Origin of the sequence: Tardiphaga sp. 709 (assembly GCF_032401055.1) — a bacterium.
Taxonomy (GTDB): domain Bacteria; phylum Pseudomonadota; class Alphaproteobacteria; order Rhizobiales; family Xanthobacteraceae; genus Tardiphaga.
In genome coordinates, this window is record NZ_CP135529.1 from 2,471,443 (window position 1) to 2,491,784 (window position 20,342).

Genomic DNA, 20,342 nt, shown 5'->3' on the forward strand with positions numbered 1-20,342 from the left:
CCCGCTGTATTTCTGATCGTTCGAATTGGGCAAGCTACCGACTTGCATTTATCCAAAGAGTGACACATGGCCGCGCTGTTCCAGTTGCGGAGGCTTACACGCGCGTCATGTCGAACTGCGCCTTCTGGCCGGTGCCGTAACGTCCAAGCGCGCCGTTCTCGCCGACCGCATTGGGCCGCTGGAAGATCCAGTTCTGCCAGACGGTCAGCCGCGAGAAGATTTTCGATTCCATCGTCTCCGGTCCGACAAAGCGCAGATTGGCTTCCATGCCCGTGAGGCTGTCGGGTGAGAAGCTGCAGCGTTCCTCGAAGAACACACGCACCTCGTCATCCCAGTCGATGTCATCGAGCGCGAAGGTGACGAGCCCGAGCTGCTCGGCGGCTTCCGCATCGAGCGGCTCGCCGATCCGCGCTTTCGCGCGGGTTACATCCTCCGGATCGGCCTGGAAGCGCGACTGTAGCCGCGTCAGCCCGTGGCTCATCGGGTAAGGCCCGAAATTCATCGCGCTCAATACGATCGCTGGCGGTGCGCGGTTGTCACCCTGCTTCTGGCCGACGAGCATGTAGGAGCGGTCCGCAGCGAAGACGAGCTCGGCCAGGGTGCCGACAAAGCACGAGCCCGGCTCGACCAGCGTCACCAGCGTGCGCGACGTCACGTCGATACGCTTCAGCACTCGCTTCCAGTATTGCCGGATCTCGTTGACCAGCCAATGCACCTTATGTGTTTCGAGGAAGACATCATGGGTCAGCACATTGGCGCCGTCGCCATGCGACTTGAACACCAGCATGGCGGTCTCAAGTTCATTGATCCGCAGATGCAGGATGGCGTCGTCTAGCTCGCGCGCCACCTGCAGCGGCCAGAAGGCAGCACCCTGCGCCATCATCCCGTCGATATCCGACGGCGCCGCGGCGTCAGGCGCCTTGATCGAGATAGTAGCAATACGCTCTGCGCGATTGATATCGACATTGACCAGACCGTAACGAATACCGCTGTCATCGAAGCTGCGGTTCAGCGGCGGCAGCTTGAGGCCCTCGCCCGTGCCATTGCGCTTTGACGTCGCCAGAAACTCCTTGGCCCGCTCGGCGACTTTCGCTTCCAGCTTGCTGTTGGCAACGATGTCATCGATCAGCCGCCACGCCACTGCGCGCTTGCCTTTGATGCCTTCCTCAATGGTGCAGAAATAGTCGGCGTGATCGCGGCGCACCTTGCGCTTGTCGACCACGCGCGTCAGACCGCCAGTGCCCGGCAGCACCGCCAGCAACGGCACTTCCGGCAGCGCGACCGCCGCCGAACCATCGTCCGCCATGATGATGTGATCGGTTGCCAGCGCCAGTTCATAGCCACCACCCGCAGCAGTACCATTGATCACCGAAATGAAGCGCTGGCCGGAATTTTCGCTCGAGTCTTCAAAGCCGTTGCGAGTCTCGTTGGTGAATTTGCAAAAGTTGACCTTGTGAGCATGGGTAGCGCCGGCCAGCATGCGGATATTGGCGCCAGCGCAGAACACGCGGTTCTTGCCGGAGCGCAGCAGCACGACTTTGACCTCGGGATATTCGAAGCGAAGCCGCTGCACGGCATCCGCCAGTTCGATATCGACGCCAAGATCGTAGGAATTCAGTTTGAGCTGATAGCCCTCGAACAGACCGCCATTCTCATCGACATCCATGGTGAGCGTTGCCACGTCGTTATCGACACTGAGCTTCCAGTGGCGGTAGCGCGACGGATCGGTTTGGAAGTCGATAAATTTGGCGCCGTTCGAGAGAACGCGTTGCTCTGCGGCCATGCTCCACCCTTTGACAGTCTTGATTTATGCGTCGTGCGCCTTAGTTATATGCATAATAATTCATGATATTGAGGGCGTCTAGGGAAATCCGATAGAATTATGCATTTTCTTTCATGTTCCGGTGATCTGGACCGGACCCCGCTCGGCCTCGTCGATCGCCAGTTGATGCGCGAGCGCAGACGCCAGCATCGCGACCGGAAAGTGCTCGGAAAAGCTTCCCGCAATACCCGCCGGCGGGCGCATGGCGAGTTCATCGAGTTCGGACAGTGCGTCCTGCAGCAATCGATGTGCCGCGCGCGGCCGCTGCAGACTGAGTTTCAGATTGGCATTGGCAACCTGAATACAGGCGCGAAGCAGAATCCGATCACGCCCTCTTTGCGGCGCGACCTTCCAGACAGCCTCGAGAATTTCGTGAGCCTCCCAGAAGAAGCCGGCGTCGTTGAGCGCGAGCCCATAGCGCAACGCCGGATCACTGGCCGGGACGAAGCCTGCATAGCGCATCGGGACCAGTGCCTTGGCCTGCGCCAGCGTGTCGTGATCAGCCTTCGTCTGCTTGCCGAGCCGATAGGGCCAGCGCGGCATCGCGAGAGAAGGAGTGACAGTCACGACCATCCCCGCTTACGCAGCGCGTAATTCGCCCTCGCCGTGAAAATGCAGCAAGCGATCGGCGAAATCCGCCACGGCCCGCAAGGTTGTCTCGGGGGCTTCGCGATGGGGCGAATGCGCAGCGCCTGGAATGATCTCGACATCCACCGGGCAATAGCATTCGACCTCGGCGATCTCGATCTGCTTCATGGTGCCGTACTGATCGTCGGCTCCCTGCAAAATCTGCACGGGCACGCGCACATAAGCGAGATAGTCGGAAATATCCCAGTCGCGGAACTGCGGGTCGAGCCATGCGCCGTTCCAGCCATAAAACGCGTTGTCGACGTCATCATGCCAGCGCGCGAGCTTGGCTTTCAGGTCGTCCTGTTCGTACGCCCTCTTGATGTCGGCGATGGACGCTACAGAAATATCCTCGACGACGAAATGCGGCGCGATCATCGAGACGCCGCGGATACGGTGATCCTGGATGCCGCCGGCATAGATCGTCGCGATGGATCCACCATCGGAATGACCGACCAGCAAGCCGCGGCGAAAGCCGATGGCATCGAGCAACTGCGGGAGCACCTCAAGTGCTTCGACATGCATGTAGTCCAGCGGCCGCGGCAGCGCGACCGGGGTCGACGCGCCATAGCTGGCGCGCGAATAGACGAAGACGCCGGCCCCGGTCGCTGCCTGAAGCTTGTCCGGGAAGTCGCCCCACAGCGCGACCGAGCCCAGCCCTTCATGCAGCAGCACGATGGTCGGCGCCACATCCGGTTGCGGACCGATCATGCGGTATTCGAGTTCGGACGCACCGATGGTCAGCCGTCCCGCGGATTGCAATGCGCTCATCTTGTCATCCATCTCTCGGTTTCAGACCGCCGCTCCATCGCGCAATTTGTAGCGCTGGATTTTTCCGGTGGCTGTTTTGGGAAGGGAATCGACAACCTCGATCCAGCGTGGATATTTCCACGGACCGATCCGTCGCTTGACGTGATCCTTCAAGGATTCGCGCAGGCCCTCAAGCACGGCATTCGGTTTCAGCACCACGAAGGCCTTCGGCTTCAACAGCCCCTCGGCGTCGGCCTCCGGCACGACCGCGGCTTCGGATACGGCGGGATGCGCGATCAGCGCGCTCTCCACCTCGAACGGGGAGACCCAGATGCCGGACACCTTGAACATGTCATCGGCGCGTCCGCAGAACGTATAGCGCCCGTCGGCATCGCGGACATATTTGTCGCCGGTGCGCGTCCAATGACCTTCGAAGGTGCGACGACTCTTGCTGCGTTGATTCCAGTATCCCTCACCGGCGGACGGCGCATCGACGAGTAACTCGCCGATTTCTCCATCGGCAATATCGAGGCCCGCGTCATCGACGAGCCGCACACGATAGCCTGGCACCGGCCTTCCGGACGTGCCGTATTTGATATCGCCGGGAGCATTCGACAGAAAGATATGCAGCAGTTCGGTTGAGCCGACGCCATCGAGAATATCTACGCCGAAGCGGCTCTTCCAGCCGTTGCCCACCGGCTCCGGAAGCGCTTCGCCGGCCGAGGTGCAAATGCGCAGGCGCGGGAGGCGAGCTTCCGTTTTGAACCCCTCATCGTTCAGCATCGCCGCGAACAATGTTGGCACCCCGAAAAAGATGCTCGGCTGATATCGGCGCATCAGGCCGAATATGGTGGCCGGCGTCGGGCGCTCCGAATTGAGCACCGTCGTGGCGCCGACCGACATGGGAAATGTCATGGCGTTGCCGAGGCCGTAAGCGAAGTACAGTTTGGCCGCAGACAGTCCGACATCATCCTCGCGGATGCCGAGAACCTGCTTGCCATAGGTCGTCGCCGTTGCTTCCAGACTGGCGTGCAGATGGCGAACGCCTTTCGGCATGCCGGTGGACCCGGATGAATACAACCAGAAGGCCGGCTCGTCCGCATGGGTCGCGACCGTCGTGAAGCTTGTGCTCTCGTCCCTGATTTCGTCGGCCAGACTCTTGCGGCCATTGGCAACGCCGCCGACCACAATCACATGCTCAAGATCCGGTAATCGACCAAGCATGTCGTCGACCACAGGCAACAGCGCCGCGGAAATGAACAGCACGCGCGCCCGGCAATCGGCCAGCACATAGGCGTATTGCTCCGAGGTCAGCAGAGTGTTGAGCGGCACCGGGACGATGCCGGCACGGATCGCGCCGAGGAACACCACCGGAAAGTCGACAGTGTCGAGCATGATCATCGCGACACGTTCTTCGCGCCGGACGCCGAGCCGCTTCAGCAAATTGGCCAGTTGGCAGCTTTTTGCCTGCAAGTCACCGTAGGTTAGTTCGGATACCGTGTCGGTAAAGGCAAGCTTGCTACCGCGGCCCTCATCGATGTTGCGGTCGAGAAGCCAGGTCACCGCATTGTAAGAACTGGACGACCCACTCATGATGCGTTTGCACCTTGGGCGATTCCACAACCGTTGCTCACGGTGCTCTCCCTATCGTCTTTTTTGAATTATAATTCATATAAAGTCACCAACTCCGGTTGCTGTCAATCGCATCCGGAATTATCTTTCCTGAAATCCTCTGCGAGCACGCACGCCACATGACCGACCAGGCCGATCCCGAAACCGCCTTTCTTGAACAGCTCGGTCAGCGTGTCCGCACCATGCGCGGCCTGCGCGGCATGTCGCGAAAGGTACTGGCGAAAGTGTCGGGGATTTCGGAGCGCTACATCGCGCAACTGGAAAGCGGCAAGGGCAACGTGTCTATCGTGCTGCTGCGCCGGGTATCCGGCGCCATGGGCGCCCATCTCGAAGATCTGATTCCGGCGGACGAACCGACAACGGAGTGGCCGGTCATTCGCGACCTCGTTCGCAACGCGACACCGAACCAGATCGCCCAGGCCAAGGACGTTCTCGCCGGACGCGGGAACGGTCAGTTCCAGAATTATATGTCATTCAGCGGCATCGCCCTGATCGGGCTGCGCGGCGCCGGAAAATCGACGCTTGGGAAATTGCTGGCGGACAAGATCGGCTGGAGCTTCGTCGAGCTCAATAAGGAGATCGAGCAGCACAACGGACTATCGGTCGCCGAGATCATCGCGCTCTATGGACAGGAGGGCTTTCGTCGCATGGAACAGGCCGCGCTGAACGGCCTGCTGGGACGCAAGGAGCCCATCGTCCTTGCGACCGGCGGCGGCATCGTCTCGGAACCTGTGACCTTCGATCGCGTATTGTCGTCGTTCTACACAATCTGGCTCAAGGCCAAGCCCGAAGAACATATGGCGCGCGTCCGCCGCCAGGGTGACTTGCGCCCGATGGCCGACGACCGCTCCGCTATGCAGGAATTGCGCACAATCCTGCTGAGCCGCGAACCGCTTTATTCCCGCGCATCCGCCATTGTCGATACGGCCGGCCTCAGCAAGGACAAGGCTGCAGCGCAGCTGGTCGGCGCGGTGTCGCGTGTGTTGAACACCAATGCCCAGGCTTTCGGGCTGAGAAGCGCTGCGTCGTGACATTGGGCGAGCTTCTGCAAGCACGCGGCTTCGATCCCGTCGGTGTCATGGCGATCCGCAATACCCTGCATTCCGAAGACGTCTCAAACGATTTCCGCGATCTCGCCGATGTCATCAGCGCCAATGCGCTGCCGATGTATGACCGGATGCAGGACGGCCCACGCATTGCGCATCAGGCAGCCGTGCTCTCCTTTGCCGCAACAGACGGCGGGCAGGCACGCCTGACAAGCCTGCGAACCTTCCTGCTGCGCAGACCGGGAAGCGTTCCCGGCGACATCGTCTATGACTACGACGCCGCGCACCTGCTGCACAGCTTCATCGCGCGCGCCACGACGCCCTGTTTTTACGACGCCATTGAACGGGAAGAACTCAACGATCTGTTCGGCCGCCTCGTGGTGCAATGGCCGGAGCCGCTTTCTGACAATATTCTTGCGGCCAACGACGATGCGTTGACCGTCGTCGTGGCCTGATCGCTCAAACGCCGAGATGACGCTCCAGCACGTCCGGCTGCGCAGCCAGTGCAGCCGGCGTTCCGTCGAACACCACGCAGCCCTTTGACAGGATCACCATTCGGTCGGCGACTTTCGCGAGACTCCGAAAATCCTTGTCAACGACGATGGTCGCGATGCCCTCGCCCCGGACGATCGCCAGCGTTTGCCAGATCGACTGCGCCACCAGCGGCGCCAAGCCTTCCGTGGCCTCATCGATCATGATCATATCGGGATTGGTCATCAGCGCGCGACCGATGGTCAGCATCTGCTGCTCACCTCCCGACAACTGATGCCCTCCATTATTGCGGCGTTCATGCAGACGCGGAAACAGCTCGAAGATTTTCGGCAGGGTCCAGGATTGACGCCCGTGATTTCCTGGTCGCGCAGCCATCACCAGATTTTCGGTGACCGACAGCGAACCGAAAATGCCCCGCCCCTCCGGCACCAGCGCCATGCCGCATCGCGCGATCGTCTCGGGCGCTGCATTGCGGATATCATGGCCGTGGAAGCGCAAACTGCCGCGACAAAGCGGCATCAATCCCATCAGCGAACGCAGCAGCGTGGTCTTGCCCATGCCATTGCGACCGATCAACGCCACCTGCTCGCCCGGCGCGAAGGTCAGATCGATGCCGTGCAGAATCTGGCTAGCGCCATAAAACGCATCGAGCTTTTCCACCTCCAGCAAGGTCATCATGCGATGCTTCTATCAGCACCGAGATAGGCGGCACGCACGCCGGGATCCACGCGCACGTCCTGCGGCAAACCTGTGGCGATGACACGGCCGTCCTGCATCACCGTCAACCGGTCCGCGAGTTCGAACACCGCATCCATGTCGTGCTCCACCACCAGCAGCGCACGGTCAGCCTTCAGCGACGCAATCAATCCGATGATGCCCCGCGCCTCCGATGGTCCCATGCCGGCCAGCGGCTCGTCGAGCAGAATGACCTGCGGATTGGTCGCCAGCACCATCGCGATTTCGAGCTGGCGCTGTTCGCCGTGACTCAGTTTATCGGCAACGATCTGCGAGCGTGCGGATAACCCGACCCGGTCGATCGCATCGGTGACCAACTGGAGATATGGCCGGTCGGACCGCGTGCCGCCAAACATCCGGAGCGGCGCGGTTGAACGAGCCTGCGCCGCAAGACGCACATTCTCATGAACGCTGAATTGCGCAAACAACGTCGTCTTCTGATAGGCGCGGCCGAGGCCAGCGCGCGCGCGGTGATCCGGCGACAAGGAGGTGATATCCACGCCATTCAACAAGACCTCACCCGAGGTTGGCAGAAGTTCGCCGGCCAGCAGATTGATCAGCGTGGATTTCCCGGCACCGTTCGGGCCGATCACCGCGTGGATCTCGCCGGCGCGAATATCGATCGACACATCGGAGACGGCCAGCAAGCCTCCGAAACGCTTCTGCAATCCAGCGGCACGCAGCGCAACGTCATGCATGACGAGCCTCCGCGGCTGCAGACTTCATCTCGGCCGCGCGTTGCGGCGACGCCCCGAACACCATCGACCAGATCTGCCGGACACCATTGGGCAGCAGGATTACGATGCCGATGATGATCAAACCTTCGACAAGCTTCCAGTTGTCGAGATGCGCCTTCAGCACTTCTTCCATGCCGATCAGAACCAGCGCACCGACCAGCGGCCCGGTGACCGAGCGCAGGCCGCCGATCAGCACCATGACCAGGATTGTCGCCGACTGGTGCCATCCCAGCATCTGCGGCGCGACGAAGCCGAACTGGGCCGCGGCCAGATAGCCGGCAACGCCCGCCAGCGCGCCAGACAGGGTGAACGCCGTCAGGCGGAGGCGAAAGATCGGAAAGCCGAGCGACCGCGCCCGGCGCTCATTGTCCCGGGATGCCGCCAGCGCCCGCCCGAAAGATGAGCGGAGCACCATTGTGAGCAGTGAAATCACACCCACCAGGAAACCCAGCACGACAAAGTAGAAAGTCATGGGCTTGTCGAGATCGAGCAATTGGCGGCCGGCAATGGCGATCTCGGGCCGGATGTTGATGGAGATGCCGTCCGACCCACCCGCGAATTTGGTATCGTGGAAGAAGAAGAACAGCATCTCGCCAAAGGCGAGCGTCACCATGATGAAATAGACGCCGCGGGTGCGCAGTACCAGTGCGCCTATCAGCAGGGCCGCAGTGCCGGAGCACAGGATCGCAATCGGAAGCGTCGTTAACAGCGACGCCGCATCATAACGAGGCGACAACAGCGCAAGTACATATCCGGCGAGGCCGAAAAAGGCGGCATGGCACAGGCTCACCAGACCGCCATGGCCGACCACGAGATTCAGTGACATGGCCAGCATGCCCATGATGAGCGCCTTGGCAAAGAATTGCGTGTAATAGGTCGATACGCAGAATGGCAGCGCAATCGCCATAGCCATACAGGCGATGCCGAACAATCGGACCCGCAGATTGGGCATGCTCATATCAAGCATCCTGGCGTCCGAGAATTCCACTGGGCCGCCACAGCAACACGGCTGCCATCACCACATAGATCAGAATGCTGGAGACGCTGGGAAAGAACACCTTTCCGAACGTATCCGTGAGGCCGATCAGCAGTGCTCCGACGGCTGCGCCAGCGACCGAACCGATGCCGCCGAGCACGACCACGACAAAGGACAGGATCAGCATGCCATCCCCCATGCCGGGAAACACTGTCGAGATCGGCGCGATCAGGATGCCGCCGAGCGCCGCCAGCGCGATGCCGGCGGCGAAGACGTAGCGATTGACCCGGTCGAACTTGATGCCGAGCACGCGCGCCATCTCGCGATTTTCCGAACCTGCCCGCACGATCATGCCGATTTTTGTGCGCGCGATCACGAAGAAGATGACGAGTGCCACTATTAGGCAGAACACACAGATCGCCAGCCGGTAAAGCGGATAGGACAGGTTGTCAGTCAGCTGGATCGACCCCGACAACCACGCGGGTGGGGCGACCGCGTGCACGTCCTTGCCGAACAGCAACTGCCTGACTTCGTCGATCACCAGGATAAGGCCGAAGCTGAGCAGCACCTGTGCCAGATGATCCCGGCCATAGAGAAGACGAACGAAGACGGTCTCAAGCAGAATGCCGACTACAAAGGCAACCAGTACGCCGACAAGCAGGGCGACAACAAAACTGCCAGTCATCAACGTGATCCAGTAAGCCAGATAGGCGCCGAGCATATAGAACGCGCCATGGGCGAGATTGATGACCCCCAGGATGCCGAACACCAGTGTCAGACCGCTCGCGACAAGGAACAGGACCGCGCCGTACTGAACCGCATTCAGCAACTGAACGCCTAGTGTGATGAGGTCCATCAGATCAATCCAACCACGGCGGGCCACCTTCAGTCGCCGGCGCAATCAAGCATGAGGGCGTACCTTCCTGCGCAGTAACACCTCCGTCACGGACGGCCTTGCGCGCAACAGGCTTCGACGATTCGATCTTCATCGACAGACCGCGCAACGATGCTTCAGGTCATCTTACAGCCCCGCGCGGGATCGTCGACATCGGCCTGGGCGATCGAGATCATCTCGTTACGCCCGTTGCGGACCTCGCGCAGATAGATGTTCTGGATCGGGTTATGCGCCTTGTTGAAGGACAGCGACCCGCGCGGGCTGTCGATCTTCGCAGCTCCCATTGCCGCGATCATCTTGTCGCGCGCATTGAAGTCGCCGCCGACAGCCGTCAGCCCGATATCCAGCAGCGCCGCGCCATCGTAGCCCTGTACGGCGTAGATATCGCCGTCCTTGCCTGTCTTGGCCTTGAAGGCTTTGAGGAAGGCGAGATTGGCGGGATTATCGAGATTGTCCGCGTAATGCAGCGTCGTCCTGATACCCTTGGCGGCTTCACCCTGCGCTTCGATGGTGCCGTCGGTCAGAAAGCCTGCGCCATAAAGCGGGATGGTCTTGTTCAGGCCCGCCGCCGCATAATCCTTGACGAACTTCACCGCGCCACCGCCTGCAAAGAAGCTGAACACGGCATCGGGCTTCAACTGCGCGATCTGCGTGATCAGTGCCTGAAATTCCACCTCTGGAAATGGCACCGTCAGGTCCGCGACGATCTTGCCGCCGTTCTTGGTGAAGTTTTCAGCGAAGGCGCCGATCATCTCGGCACCGGCCGTGTAACGCCATGTGATCGTGACCACGTTTTTGATGCCGGCATCGGCCATCACCTTGCCCATCGGGTAGGTGCTCTGCCAGTTCGAGAACGACGTGCGGAAGATGTTCGGCGCGCAAGCAGGACCCGTCGCGTCATTGGCGCCGGCATTCGGAATGATCAGCAGTGTCTTGGTGTCGCGCGCGACCTTGACCATGGCCATGGCGACGCCGGAATGAACGGTGCCGACAACGACGTCAGCCTTCTCGCGGCCGACCAGCCGGTTCATGTTGTCGGTGGCTGCTTCCGGCTTCGATTCATCGTCCACCTGCACGAACGCAATATCGCGGCCGCCGAGCTTGCCGCCCTTCTGTTCGACATAGAGGCGGAAACCATCATCGATGAATTGGCCGAGCTTCGCATAGGTCCCGGTGTAGGGAAGCATCATCCCCACCTTCAACGGCGCGTTCTGCGCGATGGCCGGGCTATGAAGCGGCGACGTCGCAATGAATGTTGCTGCACCGGCGGTCCCGGACAGCATGGCGCGCCGCGTCAACGGACGCAGAAACCCCTTGGTGGTCATCGGCTCGTCTCCCCTCGGAATAATTGATGACCGGTTGATCCGGCCTACCAATGCAGATTGACGCCAGGCGTGAGCATTGCCCTCGCGTTCGCATCTCTGCAGCATAATGCACGAAATTGGAAAAGATCAAGAATTATAATTCATAGTCAACGCCAACGAGTAGCCAAGCTCATTCAAATCAATCGCTGTTGACCATCATGGCGGCTGCTGGCGTTGCCGGCGCATAGTTGCGCAGGGCAGCAAGAATGGAGCGGGCGCCGCGCCGCGCGCCTTCGGTCTGCACCCAGACCAGCGACAGGATAAGTTCAAGCCCGGGATCAACCGGCAGCGCCACGAGGCGTGCATCGAACGAGACGAGCGCGCTTTCGGGGAGCACCGAGACGAAGCCGAAATCCAGCATCAGATTGGCGATGATCGGGATCGAGTCGATTTCCGTGATGGTCAGCGCATCTATCTCTGCCTGAGGCAGCAATTGCGCCAGCAGTTTGTGCGCGGCTTGCCCGAGTCCCGTGCGTCGGCTGGGTAGCGCTAGCGGCTGTTGCCGAAGCACCTGCACGACATCGGGCTGGTCACCCAGCACCGCGCGCGCGCCGACGACCACAAGCTTCGATCGCACCAGCGCGCGAGACGAGACATCTGCCGGGATCGTATCGCTGTCGATCAGCGCCACATCGCAGCGCTTGTCCTTCAAGCCGGTGAGCAGATCCTCTGCCGTACCATTGGTGACGAACAGCGGCTGCGTCGGCCGATCCCGCTGCCAGGCTGCGACGAGAAAGGCCAGCAGCCGCGCGACATTGCTTTCGTGACCGAGCGGCATCACCGCCCCGAGCCTGATCGTGGCATTGGTCGAACGAAAACGCTCACGCGCACGCCGTGACAGTCGCTGCATGGCTTTTTCAAGTTCAGCCAACGACGTGACCAGCAATTGGCATGCCGGCGTCGGCGTGACACCGATACGGGAGCGATAAAACAACACACTGCCGAGTTCATCTTCAACGCGTGCAATCTGTCGCGCGAGCTGCGGCTGACCGAGACGAATGATGCGTGCGGCACGGCGTACGCTGCCGGTTTCCGCAACCAATGCGACACGCTGCAAGGCCGTGAGACTGACATCACACTCGGCGCAGAAAGCCCGTGCTACATCGCCTGCCCTATCGGGCGCGATCATCCCCATCGCTATATCCGCGGCGGCTTCAATCTCATCCAGCATTCGCCGTGCCTCGAGCGTGAGAAAGCTCGCCGCACCCACGCGATTCAGCAGTGGCGCCGCAATGGAGCGCTCGAACCGTTTCACCGCTGCCGAGAGCGTACTGGGTGCGCGTCCAAGTTGACGCGCGGCCTCACGCACATTGCCGCAACGAAGCACCACGGCGGTCATCACCAAGGTCGCAATGTCCATTCCATTGTCATCCGGGTCTGTAGTCGATTTTTCCGCGCTGCAGCGAGAGCGTATAGGATGTCCATCAAATGGGATATCCCCCCGATGCGCAATTGCGTTAGCTTTCATAACAGGGACCGCGGAAGCCAGATGCCGGCTTGGCCTGGCCGCGCCAATGGAGGTGTTCGATGAAAGCAATGATCGTTGCCGCCGGGCTTCTGGCTTTGGCCAGCCCCGCATTCGCGCAGTCGCAGGAACCGCTGAAGTCTGCGATCGACTCAACCTTCGCGCCGCATGCGATGCCCAAACTGTCGGGCGGCCTCGAAGGCTTCAATATCGACGTCGTCGATGAGATGTCGAAGCGCATCAAGCGCCCGATCACGGTGGAAGGCGCGCAATTCGCCGGTCTCCTTCCGGCGCTTCAGGCCGGCACCTACGACTTCCTCGCCGCTGTGGTCACCGTCACGCCCGAGCGTGCGCAGCAGTTGCTGTTCATGGAAGGCTTCGTCGACGCCGACTATCGTTTCATGACGCTGGCTTCGGCACCTCCCATCACCAAGCTCGAAGATCTCTCCGGCAAGACCATCGCCGTGCAGAAAGGCGCGATCTACGAGAAATGGGTCAACGACAATGCCGCCAAATATGGCTGGAAGTCGGAATCCTTCGCCACCAGCACCGACGCGGCGCAGGCCGTGCTCGCCGGCCGTGCGGACGCCAACATCTCGGCCGCCACCGTCGTTGCCTGGATCGTGAAGAACAATCCGCGGCTGAAGAATGCCTTTCTCTACAAGACGGGCCTCGTCTGGAGCATGCCGCTGCGCAACGGCAATACTGAATTGCGTAACAAGCTCGAAGACGCGCTGGTCTGCATGAAGCAGGATGGCACGCTGAAGAAACTCTACGTGAAGTGGTTCGGTGTCGAGCCGGAGGCCGGTTCGGCGACCACCACCATCTATCCCGGCTATGGCGCACCGGGCGTTGCCGGCTATGACCCGGCCGAGCAGAAACCGACCTGTTCATGAGTTCGGCAGCAGCAGCGCCTGTGCCCCGCTATCTGCTCGAAGCACGCGGCGTCCGGAAGAGCTTCGGCACCACAGAAGTCCTGAAGGGCGTCGATCTTTTGGTCGAGCCGGGCAAGCTGGTCTTTCTGATCGGCCCATCCGGCTCAGGCAAGAGTACCTTGCTGCGCTGTTGCAATCGTCTGGAGGAGCCGGATGGCGGCTCCATCATCATGGACAATGTCGACCTGCTGTCGCCGCGCACCGATATCAATGCCGCGCGGCGACAGATCGGCATGGTATTCCAGAGCTTCAATCTCTATCCGCACCTCACCGTGCAGAAGAACATCACGCTGGCCCTGCGCAAGGTGGCCGGCATGAGCACCACTGACGCCAACACTCGCGCCGCGGAGATGCTGGCGCTGGTGGGCCTGCCCGACAAGGCGGCCGCCTATCCTGCGCAACTCTCCGGCGGACAGCAGCAACGCATCGGCATCGCGCGTTCGCTCGCGCTCAATCCCAAGATCATCCTGATGGACGAGCCGACCTCGGCGCTCGACCCGGAACTGGTCGGCAGCGTGCTCGCTGTCGTGAAGGACCTCCGCGACCGCGGCATCACCATGGTTATCGCCAGCCACGAGATGAATTTCGCCCGCGAAGCCGCCGACAAGGTCGTATTCCTCGATGGCGGTCTCGTCATCGAGCAAGGCAGTGCCGAAGACATCTTCCTGCGGCCGCAGGAAGAACGTACCAAACGTTTTCTCGCGCAGATCAGGCACTAGGCCATGGCCGCCGCCGACGCGATGAGCAACTGGGACCGCTTCGTCTTCACCTTCTTCAACGCGGATATCGCGATGAAGTATGGCTGGGAGATTTTGCAGGGCGCCGGCGTTACCATTCTTGCCGGCCTCGCAGTGGTCATCACAGGTATCGGTGCTGGGTTCTGCCTCGCCGCCTTGCGTGCAATCGGTTGGAAACCGGTCAATTTTCTCATCATCGTGTTCGTCGATATCTTCCGCTCGCTGCCGCCATTGGCGATCATCCTGGTCCTGTTCTTCGGATTTCCCAATATCGGCATCGTCCTGCCCAGCCTCATCGTGCTGTGGATGTCCCTCGGCGCGGTGCTTGCAGCCTTTGCCGAAGAGATCTTCTGGGCCGGCATCACCTCGGTACCCAAGGGCCAATGGCTGGCCGCGCGCTCCACGGGCCTCACTTTCGCGCAAACCCTGCGTTACGTGATCCTGCCGCAGGCCGTTCGCCTTGGCATTCCGCCGCTGACCAATCGCGCCATCTCCATCACCAAGAACCTCGCACTCGGCAGCGCCATCGGCGTCAACGAGATTCTTGGCCGCGCCAATTCCGCGCTGTCGATGTCCGCCAATGCGACGCCGCTCACCATGGGCGCCCTGCTCTATGTGCTGGTGTTCATCCCGCTCGTGATCGCCTCCCGTACACTCGAACGCAACTATCGGTGGGGTGAGCACTGATGGAGCAGTTCACGCAGGAATTCTTCAATCTCGACGTCATGGCGAAGGTTGCGCCGTTCCTGCTGCAGGGACTGCTGCAGACGCTTCTGCTGTGCTCGTTCCTGATCCCGATCGGCCTCGTCAGCGGTATCCTCGTGATGTTGCTGACCACCAGCCCCTATCGCCTGCTGCGCTGGCCGGCGATCGCCGCCGTCGACTTCTTCCGTGCCTTTCCGCCGCTGGTGCTGCTGGTCTTCGTTTACGCGGGCCTGCCCTTCATTGGACTGCGCGTGCCCGCGCTGGTGGCAGTCGCCGTCGCCTTCCTGATCAATTCGGCGAGCTACTACGGCGAGATCTATCGCGCAGGCATGGTTAGCGTGCCGAAGGGCCAGCGCGAGGCCGCGCGGTCGACCGGACTCTCTGCCACACAGACATTGCTTTACGTGACGCTGCCGCAGGCGATCCGGAACGTGCTGCCCGATCTGCTCTCGAACACGGTCGAGCTGGTGAAGCTCACGACGCTGGCCAGCGTCATCTCGGTGCCGGAGCTGCTGCATTCCGCCAATCTGGCGCGCTCGCTCACTTACAACTCATCGCCGCTGATCCTCGCGGCCATCATCTATCTGCTCCTGCTGTTGCCGGTCGTGCGGCTGATCGCGCGGCTGGAACACAGGCTCTAGGACATACGGTCCCGCGGGACCATCACGACAAGCCGGCGTACCGGCGGCGAATGTGGAGTTGCACATGGATTTCGATCTGGTTCTCACCGGCAAGGTGATCGGTCACGACAGCATCATCGAGAACGGCTGGGTCGCGGTCCGCGACGGGCGCGTGGGTGCCGTCGGCGAAGGCACGCCGCCCGCCGCACGCGAGCGGCAGGATTTCAAGTCCGGCATGATCCTGCCGGGCGCCATCGACGCACAGGTCCACTCGCTGTCGCAGCGCAATCAGGAAGACTTCGTGTGGTCGACGCGGTCCGCCGCAGCCGGCGGCGTGACCACCATCGTCGACATGCCCTATGACGAAGGCGATCTGGTCTGCTCGGCTGCTGCAGTCGAGCGCAAGATTGCCCATGCGAGCAAACAGGCGCGCGTGGATTTCGCGCTCTATGGCACTATCGACCCCGAGGAGGGTCCGGCGCGCATTGTCGAACAGGCCAAGGCCGGCGTCGCCGCCTTCAAGTTCTCCACCTTCGGCACTGACCCGAAGCGCTTTCCGCGCATCCCCGCGCCGCTGCTCGCCGATTGTTTCGCCGCCATTGCGCCGACTGGCCTCGCCGCCGGCGTGCACAACGAGGACGACGAATTCATCCGCGATGCCGTCGCCAAGGTGAAGGCAAAAGGCATCACCGACTGGCGCGCGCATGCCATGTCGCGCCCGCCGCTCGCCGAAATTCTGGCGATGCTGCAGATCTATGAGACCGGCGCCGAGACCGGTTGTCCCGCCCATGTGGTGCATTGTTCTGTCGCGCGCGGTTACGATATTGCGGCGTGGTATCGCTCCGAGGGTCATCACGCCACGGTGGAATGCTGCATCCACTATCTCGTGCTCGACGAGGAGAATGACGTCTCCCGCCTCGGCGGCAAGGCCAAGATCAATCCGCCGGTGCGCCCGCGTGCCGATGTCGAGGCGCTCTGGGCAGAGCTTGCAGCCGGACGCGTCTCGCTGGTCTCGACCGATCACGTCAGTTGGTCGGAGGATCGCAAGATCAATCCGGACATGCTCGCCAACGCGTCGGGCGTCCCCGGCTTGGAGGCCATGGTGCCGCTGCTGGTAAAGGGCCTCGTCGAACGCGAATTGCCGCTGACCCATGCCGCGAAGCTGATGTCATTCAATCCGGCACGGCACTTCCGCATCGACGATCGCAAGGGCGCGCTGGCGCCCGGCCTCGACGCCGACATCACCGTGCTGGTGGACAAGCCCGTCATCTACGATGCCGCAGCGAGCGGCAACAACGTCGTCGGCTGGTCGCCCTATAACGGCATCACGCTGCCATGGACCGTTGCTGCGACCTACGTGCGCGGCCAGCTTGCCTTCGACGGCAGCAAGGTTCTCGCCGAGCCCGGCAGCGGACAATTCGTGCGGCCGCCGCTGCTTCTCCCAGAGCGACTTCCGGTGGCGTGACGCCCGCCGTTCCGATCACCGACCACATATCGAACACAAGAACATCTGCCGAGGAGACATTCCGATGGGACGTATTCTGACCGAACGCGATATTGAAGCCGCCGTGCGCGGCGGCGGTGTCTACGCTGCCGGTGGCGGCGGCTGGGCGGATCACGGGCGCATGCTCGGCCGCGCCGCCATTCTCGTCGGCAAGCCCGAACTCGTGTCGATCGACGAACTCGACGACGACGACTGGGTGGCCACTGCAGCCGCGATCGGCGCGCCGGCGTCGACCACCGCCTGGGAGATGCAGGGCAAGGATTACGTCCGCGCGGTGCAACTGCTGCAGGATGCGCTGGGTGAACCGCTGAAAGGCCTCATCATCGGCCAGAATGGCAAGTCGTCCACCATGAATGCGTGGCTGCCATCGGCCCTGCTCGGCACCAAGGTGGTCGATGCCGTCGGCGACATGCGCGCGCATCCGACCGGCGACATGGGCTCGATCGGTCTTGCCGGCTCGCCCGAGCCGATGATCCAGACAGCCGCCGGCGGCAACCGCGCCGAGAACCGCTATATCGAGCTCACCGTGCGGGGCGCCACCGCCAAGGTGTCGCCGATCCTGCGTACCGCCGGCGACATGTCCGGCGGTTTCATTGCATCCTGCCGCAATCCGGTTCGCGCGTCCTATGTGCGCGACAACGCCGCTCTGGGCGGCATCTCGCTCGCGCTGCGCCTCGGCGAAGCCATCCTCGCCGCCGAGTCCAAAGGTCCGTCTGCCGTGATCGACGCGATCTGCAAGGACACCGGCGGCGCGATCATCGGCAGCGGCAAGATCACGGCGAAGAATGTGGTCTATACGCCAGAAGCCTTCGACATCGGCACGCTGATCATCGGCGAAGGCGACCGCGCCATCACGCTGCATGTGATGAACGAATACATGGCCATCGTCGATGCATCGGGCAATCGTCTCGCGACCTTCCCCGACATCATCGCGACGCTGTCCGACGATGCGGAGCCGATGAGCGTCGGCCATCTCGAAGTCGGCATGAACGTGCATCTGTTCCATGTGCCAAAGACGATCATTCCGCTCGCCTCCAGCGTCAAGGATCCGGCGGTCTATCCCTCTGTCGAACGCGCCATGGGCATCGAGATCGCACGCTACGCACTGGCCTGAGACACGACAGGAGTCCGCCATGACATCAGCGAATCCACGGCACCCCGATTTTCCGATTCCTGGCGGCCCAACGCTGCGCGCCAAGGGCTGGCGGCAGGAAGGTCTGTTGCGGCTTCTGGAAAACGTGCTCGCGGTCGGTGAGGATCCGTCGAATCTCGTCGTCTATGCGGCGCTGGGGCGCGCGGCCCGTAACTGGCCCGCACACAAGGCCATCGTGCAGGCGCTGACGACCATGGAGGAAGACCAGACCCTGGTCATTCAGTCCGGCAAGCCGGTCGGCCTGCTGCGCACCCACGCCAAGGCGCCGCTGGTCATCATGGCGAATTGCAACATCGTAGGACAATGGGCCAAGGCCGAGATCTTCTACGAACTCGAACGCAAGGGTCTGATCTGCTGGGGCGGACTCACGGCCGGCGCGTGGCAATATATCGGCTCGCAGGGCGTCATTCAGGGCACCTACGAGATCTTCATGCGCATCGCCGAACGTCGCTTCGGCGGCACGCTCGCCGGGCGCTTCGTCCTCACCGCCGGGCTCGGCGGCATGGGCGGCTCGCAGCCGCTCGCCGGGCGCATGGCCGGCGCCGCGATCCTCACCGTCGACATCGATCCGGAACGGGCGCGCAAGCGCAAGGAGATCGGCTATCTCGAAGTGATCGCCCCCGACCTTGATTCAGCGCTGGAGATGATCGCCGCCGCGAAGGCGGAGCGTCGCGCGTTGTCGGTCGGTCTTGTCGGCAATGCCGCCGATATCTATCCGGAAATCGCCCGGCGCGGCGTCATCCCCGATGTAGTGACCGACCAGACCGCAGCCCACGATCTCGTCTACGGTTATGTGCCGCGCACGCGCTCACTCGAGGAAGCGCGCGTCATGCGCAAGACAGCGCCAGAACAATTGATGAAGGAGAGCCGCGCGTCGATTGTCGACCATGTGCGCGCGATGCTGACCTTCCAGGCGCGCGGCGCGGAAGTGTTCGACAACGGCAATCTCATTCGCACTCACGCCAAGGAAGGCGGCGTCACAAATGCCTTCGATATCCCGATCTTCACCGAAGCCTATCTGCGCCCGCTATTTGCACGCGCCATCGGTCCGTTCCGCTGGATGGCGCTGTCGGGCGATCCCGACGATATCCGTGCCATCGACGATCTCGTCCTGCGCCTGTTCGGCGACAACCAGATCGTCTCCAACTGGATCAAGCTCGCGCGCCAATACGTGCCTTTCGAAGGCTTGCCGGCACGCATCGCCTGGCTCGGCCATGGCGAGCGCAGCGAACTGGCGTTGGGCGTGAATGAACTCGTCGCCAGTGGCACGCTCAGGGGACCGGTCGCCTTCTCGCGCGATCATCTCGATGCCGCCGGCATGGCGCATCCGAACATCATGACCGAGAACATGCGCGACGGCTCCGATGCCATCGCCGACTGGCCACTGCTCGACGCCATGGCATTATGTTCGTCCCAGGCCGATCTCGTCGCCGTCCACTCCGGCGGCGGAGGTTATGCCGGCTACATGACCAGCGCCGGGGTCACCCTGATCGCCGACGGCACGGCCGCCGCGGCAGAACGACTCGCCATGAGCCTCGACAACGACACGGGCCTCGGCGTCATCCGCTACGCGGATGCCGGGTATGGCGAGGCCCTCGATGAGGTCTCGCTCAAGCACGTCCCGCATATACAACTCTAGAACGGTCGTTCCGAACACATTCTATGGCGTGCTGGCGAGAGCCCGCGCCTACGGACAGGCTTCGGGAACGTCGCCTTGGGCGAGCTCACAGGCCTTGTCGTCTAATATGCGACCGCGAAAATCGGAAAATTCAGGGCGTCAGGGGCTCACGCACACCGGCAGAAGCCGACACCCCAATTGCACAAAAGTCAGTCGCATCCGGAAGCGGGGAACACCGCTGGCAGGTGGTTGAAATTGCGCAGCTCTCTCTATAGACCCACGGAGCCAAAGCGATCCGCGGGCCCAGCCCGCCTGTTGTCGCCTTGGCCGTTGGGGCGTAGCCAAGCGGTAAGGCAGGGGATTTTGATTCCCCCATTCGGAGGTTCGATCCCTCCCGCCCCAGCCAATATTTCACAATATTATCAGATGGTTATGGATTTTCACCGGAATCCATTCTGACAACTCATCCCCTGCCCATCCTGACAACTCGTTGCTAATGCGTTCCTCGGAGTGGCCAAAAAAGAGCGCC

General features: G+C 61.9%; 19 protein-coding genes and 1 tRNA gene. 10 read left to right on the plus strand and 10 right to left on the minus strand.

The genetic code is table 11. The features are described 5' to 3' along the window. Positions 1 to 94: 94 nt before the first annotated feature. The 4 genes from boxC to RSO67_RS12285 all read right to left on the minus strand — a co-directional run bounded on the left by boxC (position 95) and on the right by RSO67_RS12285 (position 4,792). A complete protein-coding gene (gene boxC / locus RSO67_RS12270; protein ID WP_315843678.1) occupies positions 95 to 1,783 on the minus strand; it encodes a 2,3-epoxybenzoyl-CoA dihydrolase in 1,689 nt (562 codons plus the stop codon). Between the two features lie 111 nt (positions 1,784 to 1,894). Then, positions 1,895 to 2,389 carry a DUF309 domain-containing protein gene (locus RSO67_RS12275; RefSeq protein ID WP_315843679.1) on the minus strand — a complete coding sequence of 165 codons (495 nt, stop codon included), beginning with the start codon at positions 2,387 to 2,389 and terminating at the stop codon, positions 1,895 to 1,897. Positions 2,390 to 2,401: 12 nt separating this feature from the next. Further along, the gene (locus tag RSO67_RS12280; protein ID WP_315843680.1) at positions 2,402 to 3,220 is read right to left on the minus strand and encodes an alpha/beta hydrolase; all 819 of its coding nucleotides are present in this window, start codon (positions 3,218 to 3,220) and stop codon (positions 2,402 to 2,404) included. 21 nt (positions 3,221 to 3,241) lie between these two features. Next, the gene (locus RSO67_RS12285) at positions 3,242 to 4,792 is read right to left on the minus strand and encodes a benzoate-CoA ligase family protein (RefSeq protein ID WP_315843681.1); all 1,551 of its coding nucleotides are present in this window, start codon (positions 4,790 to 4,792) and stop codon (positions 3,242 to 3,244) included. A gap of 158 nt (positions 4,793 to 4,950) precedes the next feature. Here RSO67_RS12285 and RSO67_RS12290 point away from each other — a divergent pair, with 158 nt between their 5' ends. Both RSO67_RS12290 and RSO67_RS12295 read left to right on the plus strand, forming a co-directional pair. Continuing rightward, a complete protein-coding gene (locus RSO67_RS12290; protein ID WP_093756981.1) occupies positions 4,951 to 5,862 on the plus strand; it encodes a helix-turn-helix transcriptional regulator in 912 nt (303 codons plus the stop codon). Further along, positions 5,859 to 6,332, plus strand: coding sequence for a hypothetical protein (locus tag RSO67_RS12295; RefSeq protein WP_315843682.1), 474 nt, complete (start codon positions 5,859 to 5,861; stop codon positions 6,330 to 6,332). Before RSO67_RS12290 ends, RSO67_RS12295 begins: the two co-directional genes overlap by 4 nt. Before the next feature lie 4 nt (positions 6,333 to 6,336). Here the strand turns inward: RSO67_RS12295 and RSO67_RS12300 are convergent, their stop codons facing one another. The 6 genes from RSO67_RS12300 to RSO67_RS12325 form a co-directional block, all read right to left on the minus strand. Beyond that, positions 6,337 to 7,047 (minus strand): ABC transporter ATP-binding protein, encoded by a 711-nt coding sequence (locus tag RSO67_RS12300; RefSeq protein ID WP_315843683.1) that lies wholly within the window; start codon positions 7,045 to 7,047, stop codon positions 6,337 to 6,339. Next, positions 7,044 to 7,802: an ABC transporter ATP-binding protein gene (locus tag RSO67_RS12305; protein WP_315843684.1), complete on the minus strand. Its 759-nt coding sequence runs from the start codon at positions 7,800 to 7,802 to the stop codon at positions 7,044 to 7,046. The genes RSO67_RS12300 and RSO67_RS12305 overlap by 4 nt, the downstream gene beginning before the upstream one ends. Then, on the minus strand, positions 7,795 to 8,799 hold the full coding sequence (locus RSO67_RS12310) for a branched-chain amino acid ABC transporter permease (RefSeq protein WP_315843685.1): 1,005 nt from the start codon (positions 8,797 to 8,799) through the stop codon (positions 7,795 to 7,797). The genes RSO67_RS12305 and RSO67_RS12310 overlap by 8 nt, the downstream gene beginning before the upstream one ends. Before the next feature lies 1 nt (position 8,800). Continuing rightward, on the minus strand, positions 8,801 to 9,673 hold the full coding sequence (locus RSO67_RS12315) for a branched-chain amino acid ABC transporter permease (RefSeq protein ID WP_315843686.1): 873 nt from the start codon (positions 9,671 to 9,673) through the stop codon (positions 8,801 to 8,803). Positions 9,674 to 9,828: 155 nt separating this feature from the next. Next, a complete protein-coding gene (locus tag RSO67_RS12320; RefSeq protein ID WP_315843687.1) occupies positions 9,829 to 11,037 on the minus strand; it encodes an ABC transporter substrate-binding protein in 1,209 nt (402 codons plus the stop codon). A gap of 178 nt (positions 11,038 to 11,215) precedes the next feature. After that, the gene (locus RSO67_RS12325) at positions 11,216 to 12,436 is read right to left on the minus strand and encodes a LysR family transcriptional regulator (RefSeq protein WP_315843688.1); all 1,221 of its coding nucleotides are present in this window, start codon (positions 12,434 to 12,436) and stop codon (positions 11,216 to 11,218) included. 167 nt (positions 12,437 to 12,603) lie between these two features. On the opposite strand from RSO67_RS12325, the gene RSO67_RS12330 reads away from it, so the two are divergent. The 8 genes from RSO67_RS12330 (at position 12,604) to RSO67_RS12365 (ending at position 20,219) form a co-directional block, all read left to right on the plus strand. Further along, positions 12,604 to 13,437, plus strand: coding sequence for a transporter substrate-binding domain-containing protein (locus tag RSO67_RS12330; RefSeq protein WP_315843689.1), 834 nt, complete (start codon positions 12,604 to 12,606; stop codon positions 13,435 to 13,437). Next, complete coding sequence (locus RSO67_RS12335) at positions 13,434 to 14,195, plus strand: amino acid ABC transporter ATP-binding protein (protein ID WP_315843690.1); 762 nt, start codon at positions 13,434 to 13,436, stop codon at positions 14,193 to 14,195. Before RSO67_RS12330 ends, RSO67_RS12335 begins: the two co-directional genes overlap by 4 nt. Before the next feature lie 3 nt (positions 14,196 to 14,198). Further along, positions 14,199 to 14,900: an amino acid ABC transporter permease gene (locus tag RSO67_RS12340; protein ID WP_315843691.1), complete on the plus strand. Its 702-nt coding sequence runs from the start codon at positions 14,199 to 14,201 to the stop codon at positions 14,898 to 14,900. Then, positions 14,900 to 15,559 (plus strand): amino acid ABC transporter permease, encoded by a 660-nt coding sequence (locus RSO67_RS12345; protein WP_089266064.1) that lies wholly within the window; start codon positions 14,900 to 14,902, stop codon positions 15,557 to 15,559. Before RSO67_RS12340 ends, RSO67_RS12345 begins: the two co-directional genes overlap by 1 nt. Before the next feature lie 64 nt (positions 15,560 to 15,623). Continuing rightward, positions 15,624 to 17,003 carry a dihydroorotase family protein gene (locus RSO67_RS12350; protein WP_315843692.1) on the plus strand — a complete coding sequence of 460 codons (1,380 nt, stop codon included), beginning with the start codon at positions 15,624 to 15,626 and terminating at the stop codon, positions 17,001 to 17,003. 64 nt (positions 17,004 to 17,067) lie between these two features. Continuing rightward, on the plus strand, positions 17,068 to 18,156 hold the full coding sequence (locus tag RSO67_RS12355; RefSeq protein ID WP_315843693.1) for a DUF917 domain-containing protein: 1,089 nt from the start codon (positions 17,068 to 17,070) through the stop codon (positions 18,154 to 18,156). A gap of 19 nt (positions 18,157 to 18,175) precedes the next feature. Then, the gene (locus tag RSO67_RS12360) at positions 18,176 to 19,834 is read left to right on the plus strand and encodes a urocanate hydratase (RefSeq protein ID WP_315843694.1); all 1,659 of its coding nucleotides are present in this window, start codon (positions 18,176 to 18,178) and stop codon (positions 19,832 to 19,834) included. A 310-nt stretch (positions 19,835 to 20,144) separates the two neighbouring features. Next, a tRNA-Gln gene (locus RSO67_RS12365) sits at positions 20,145 to 20,219 on the plus strand. The last annotated feature ends 123 nt before the right edge of the window (positions 20,220 to 20,342 follow it).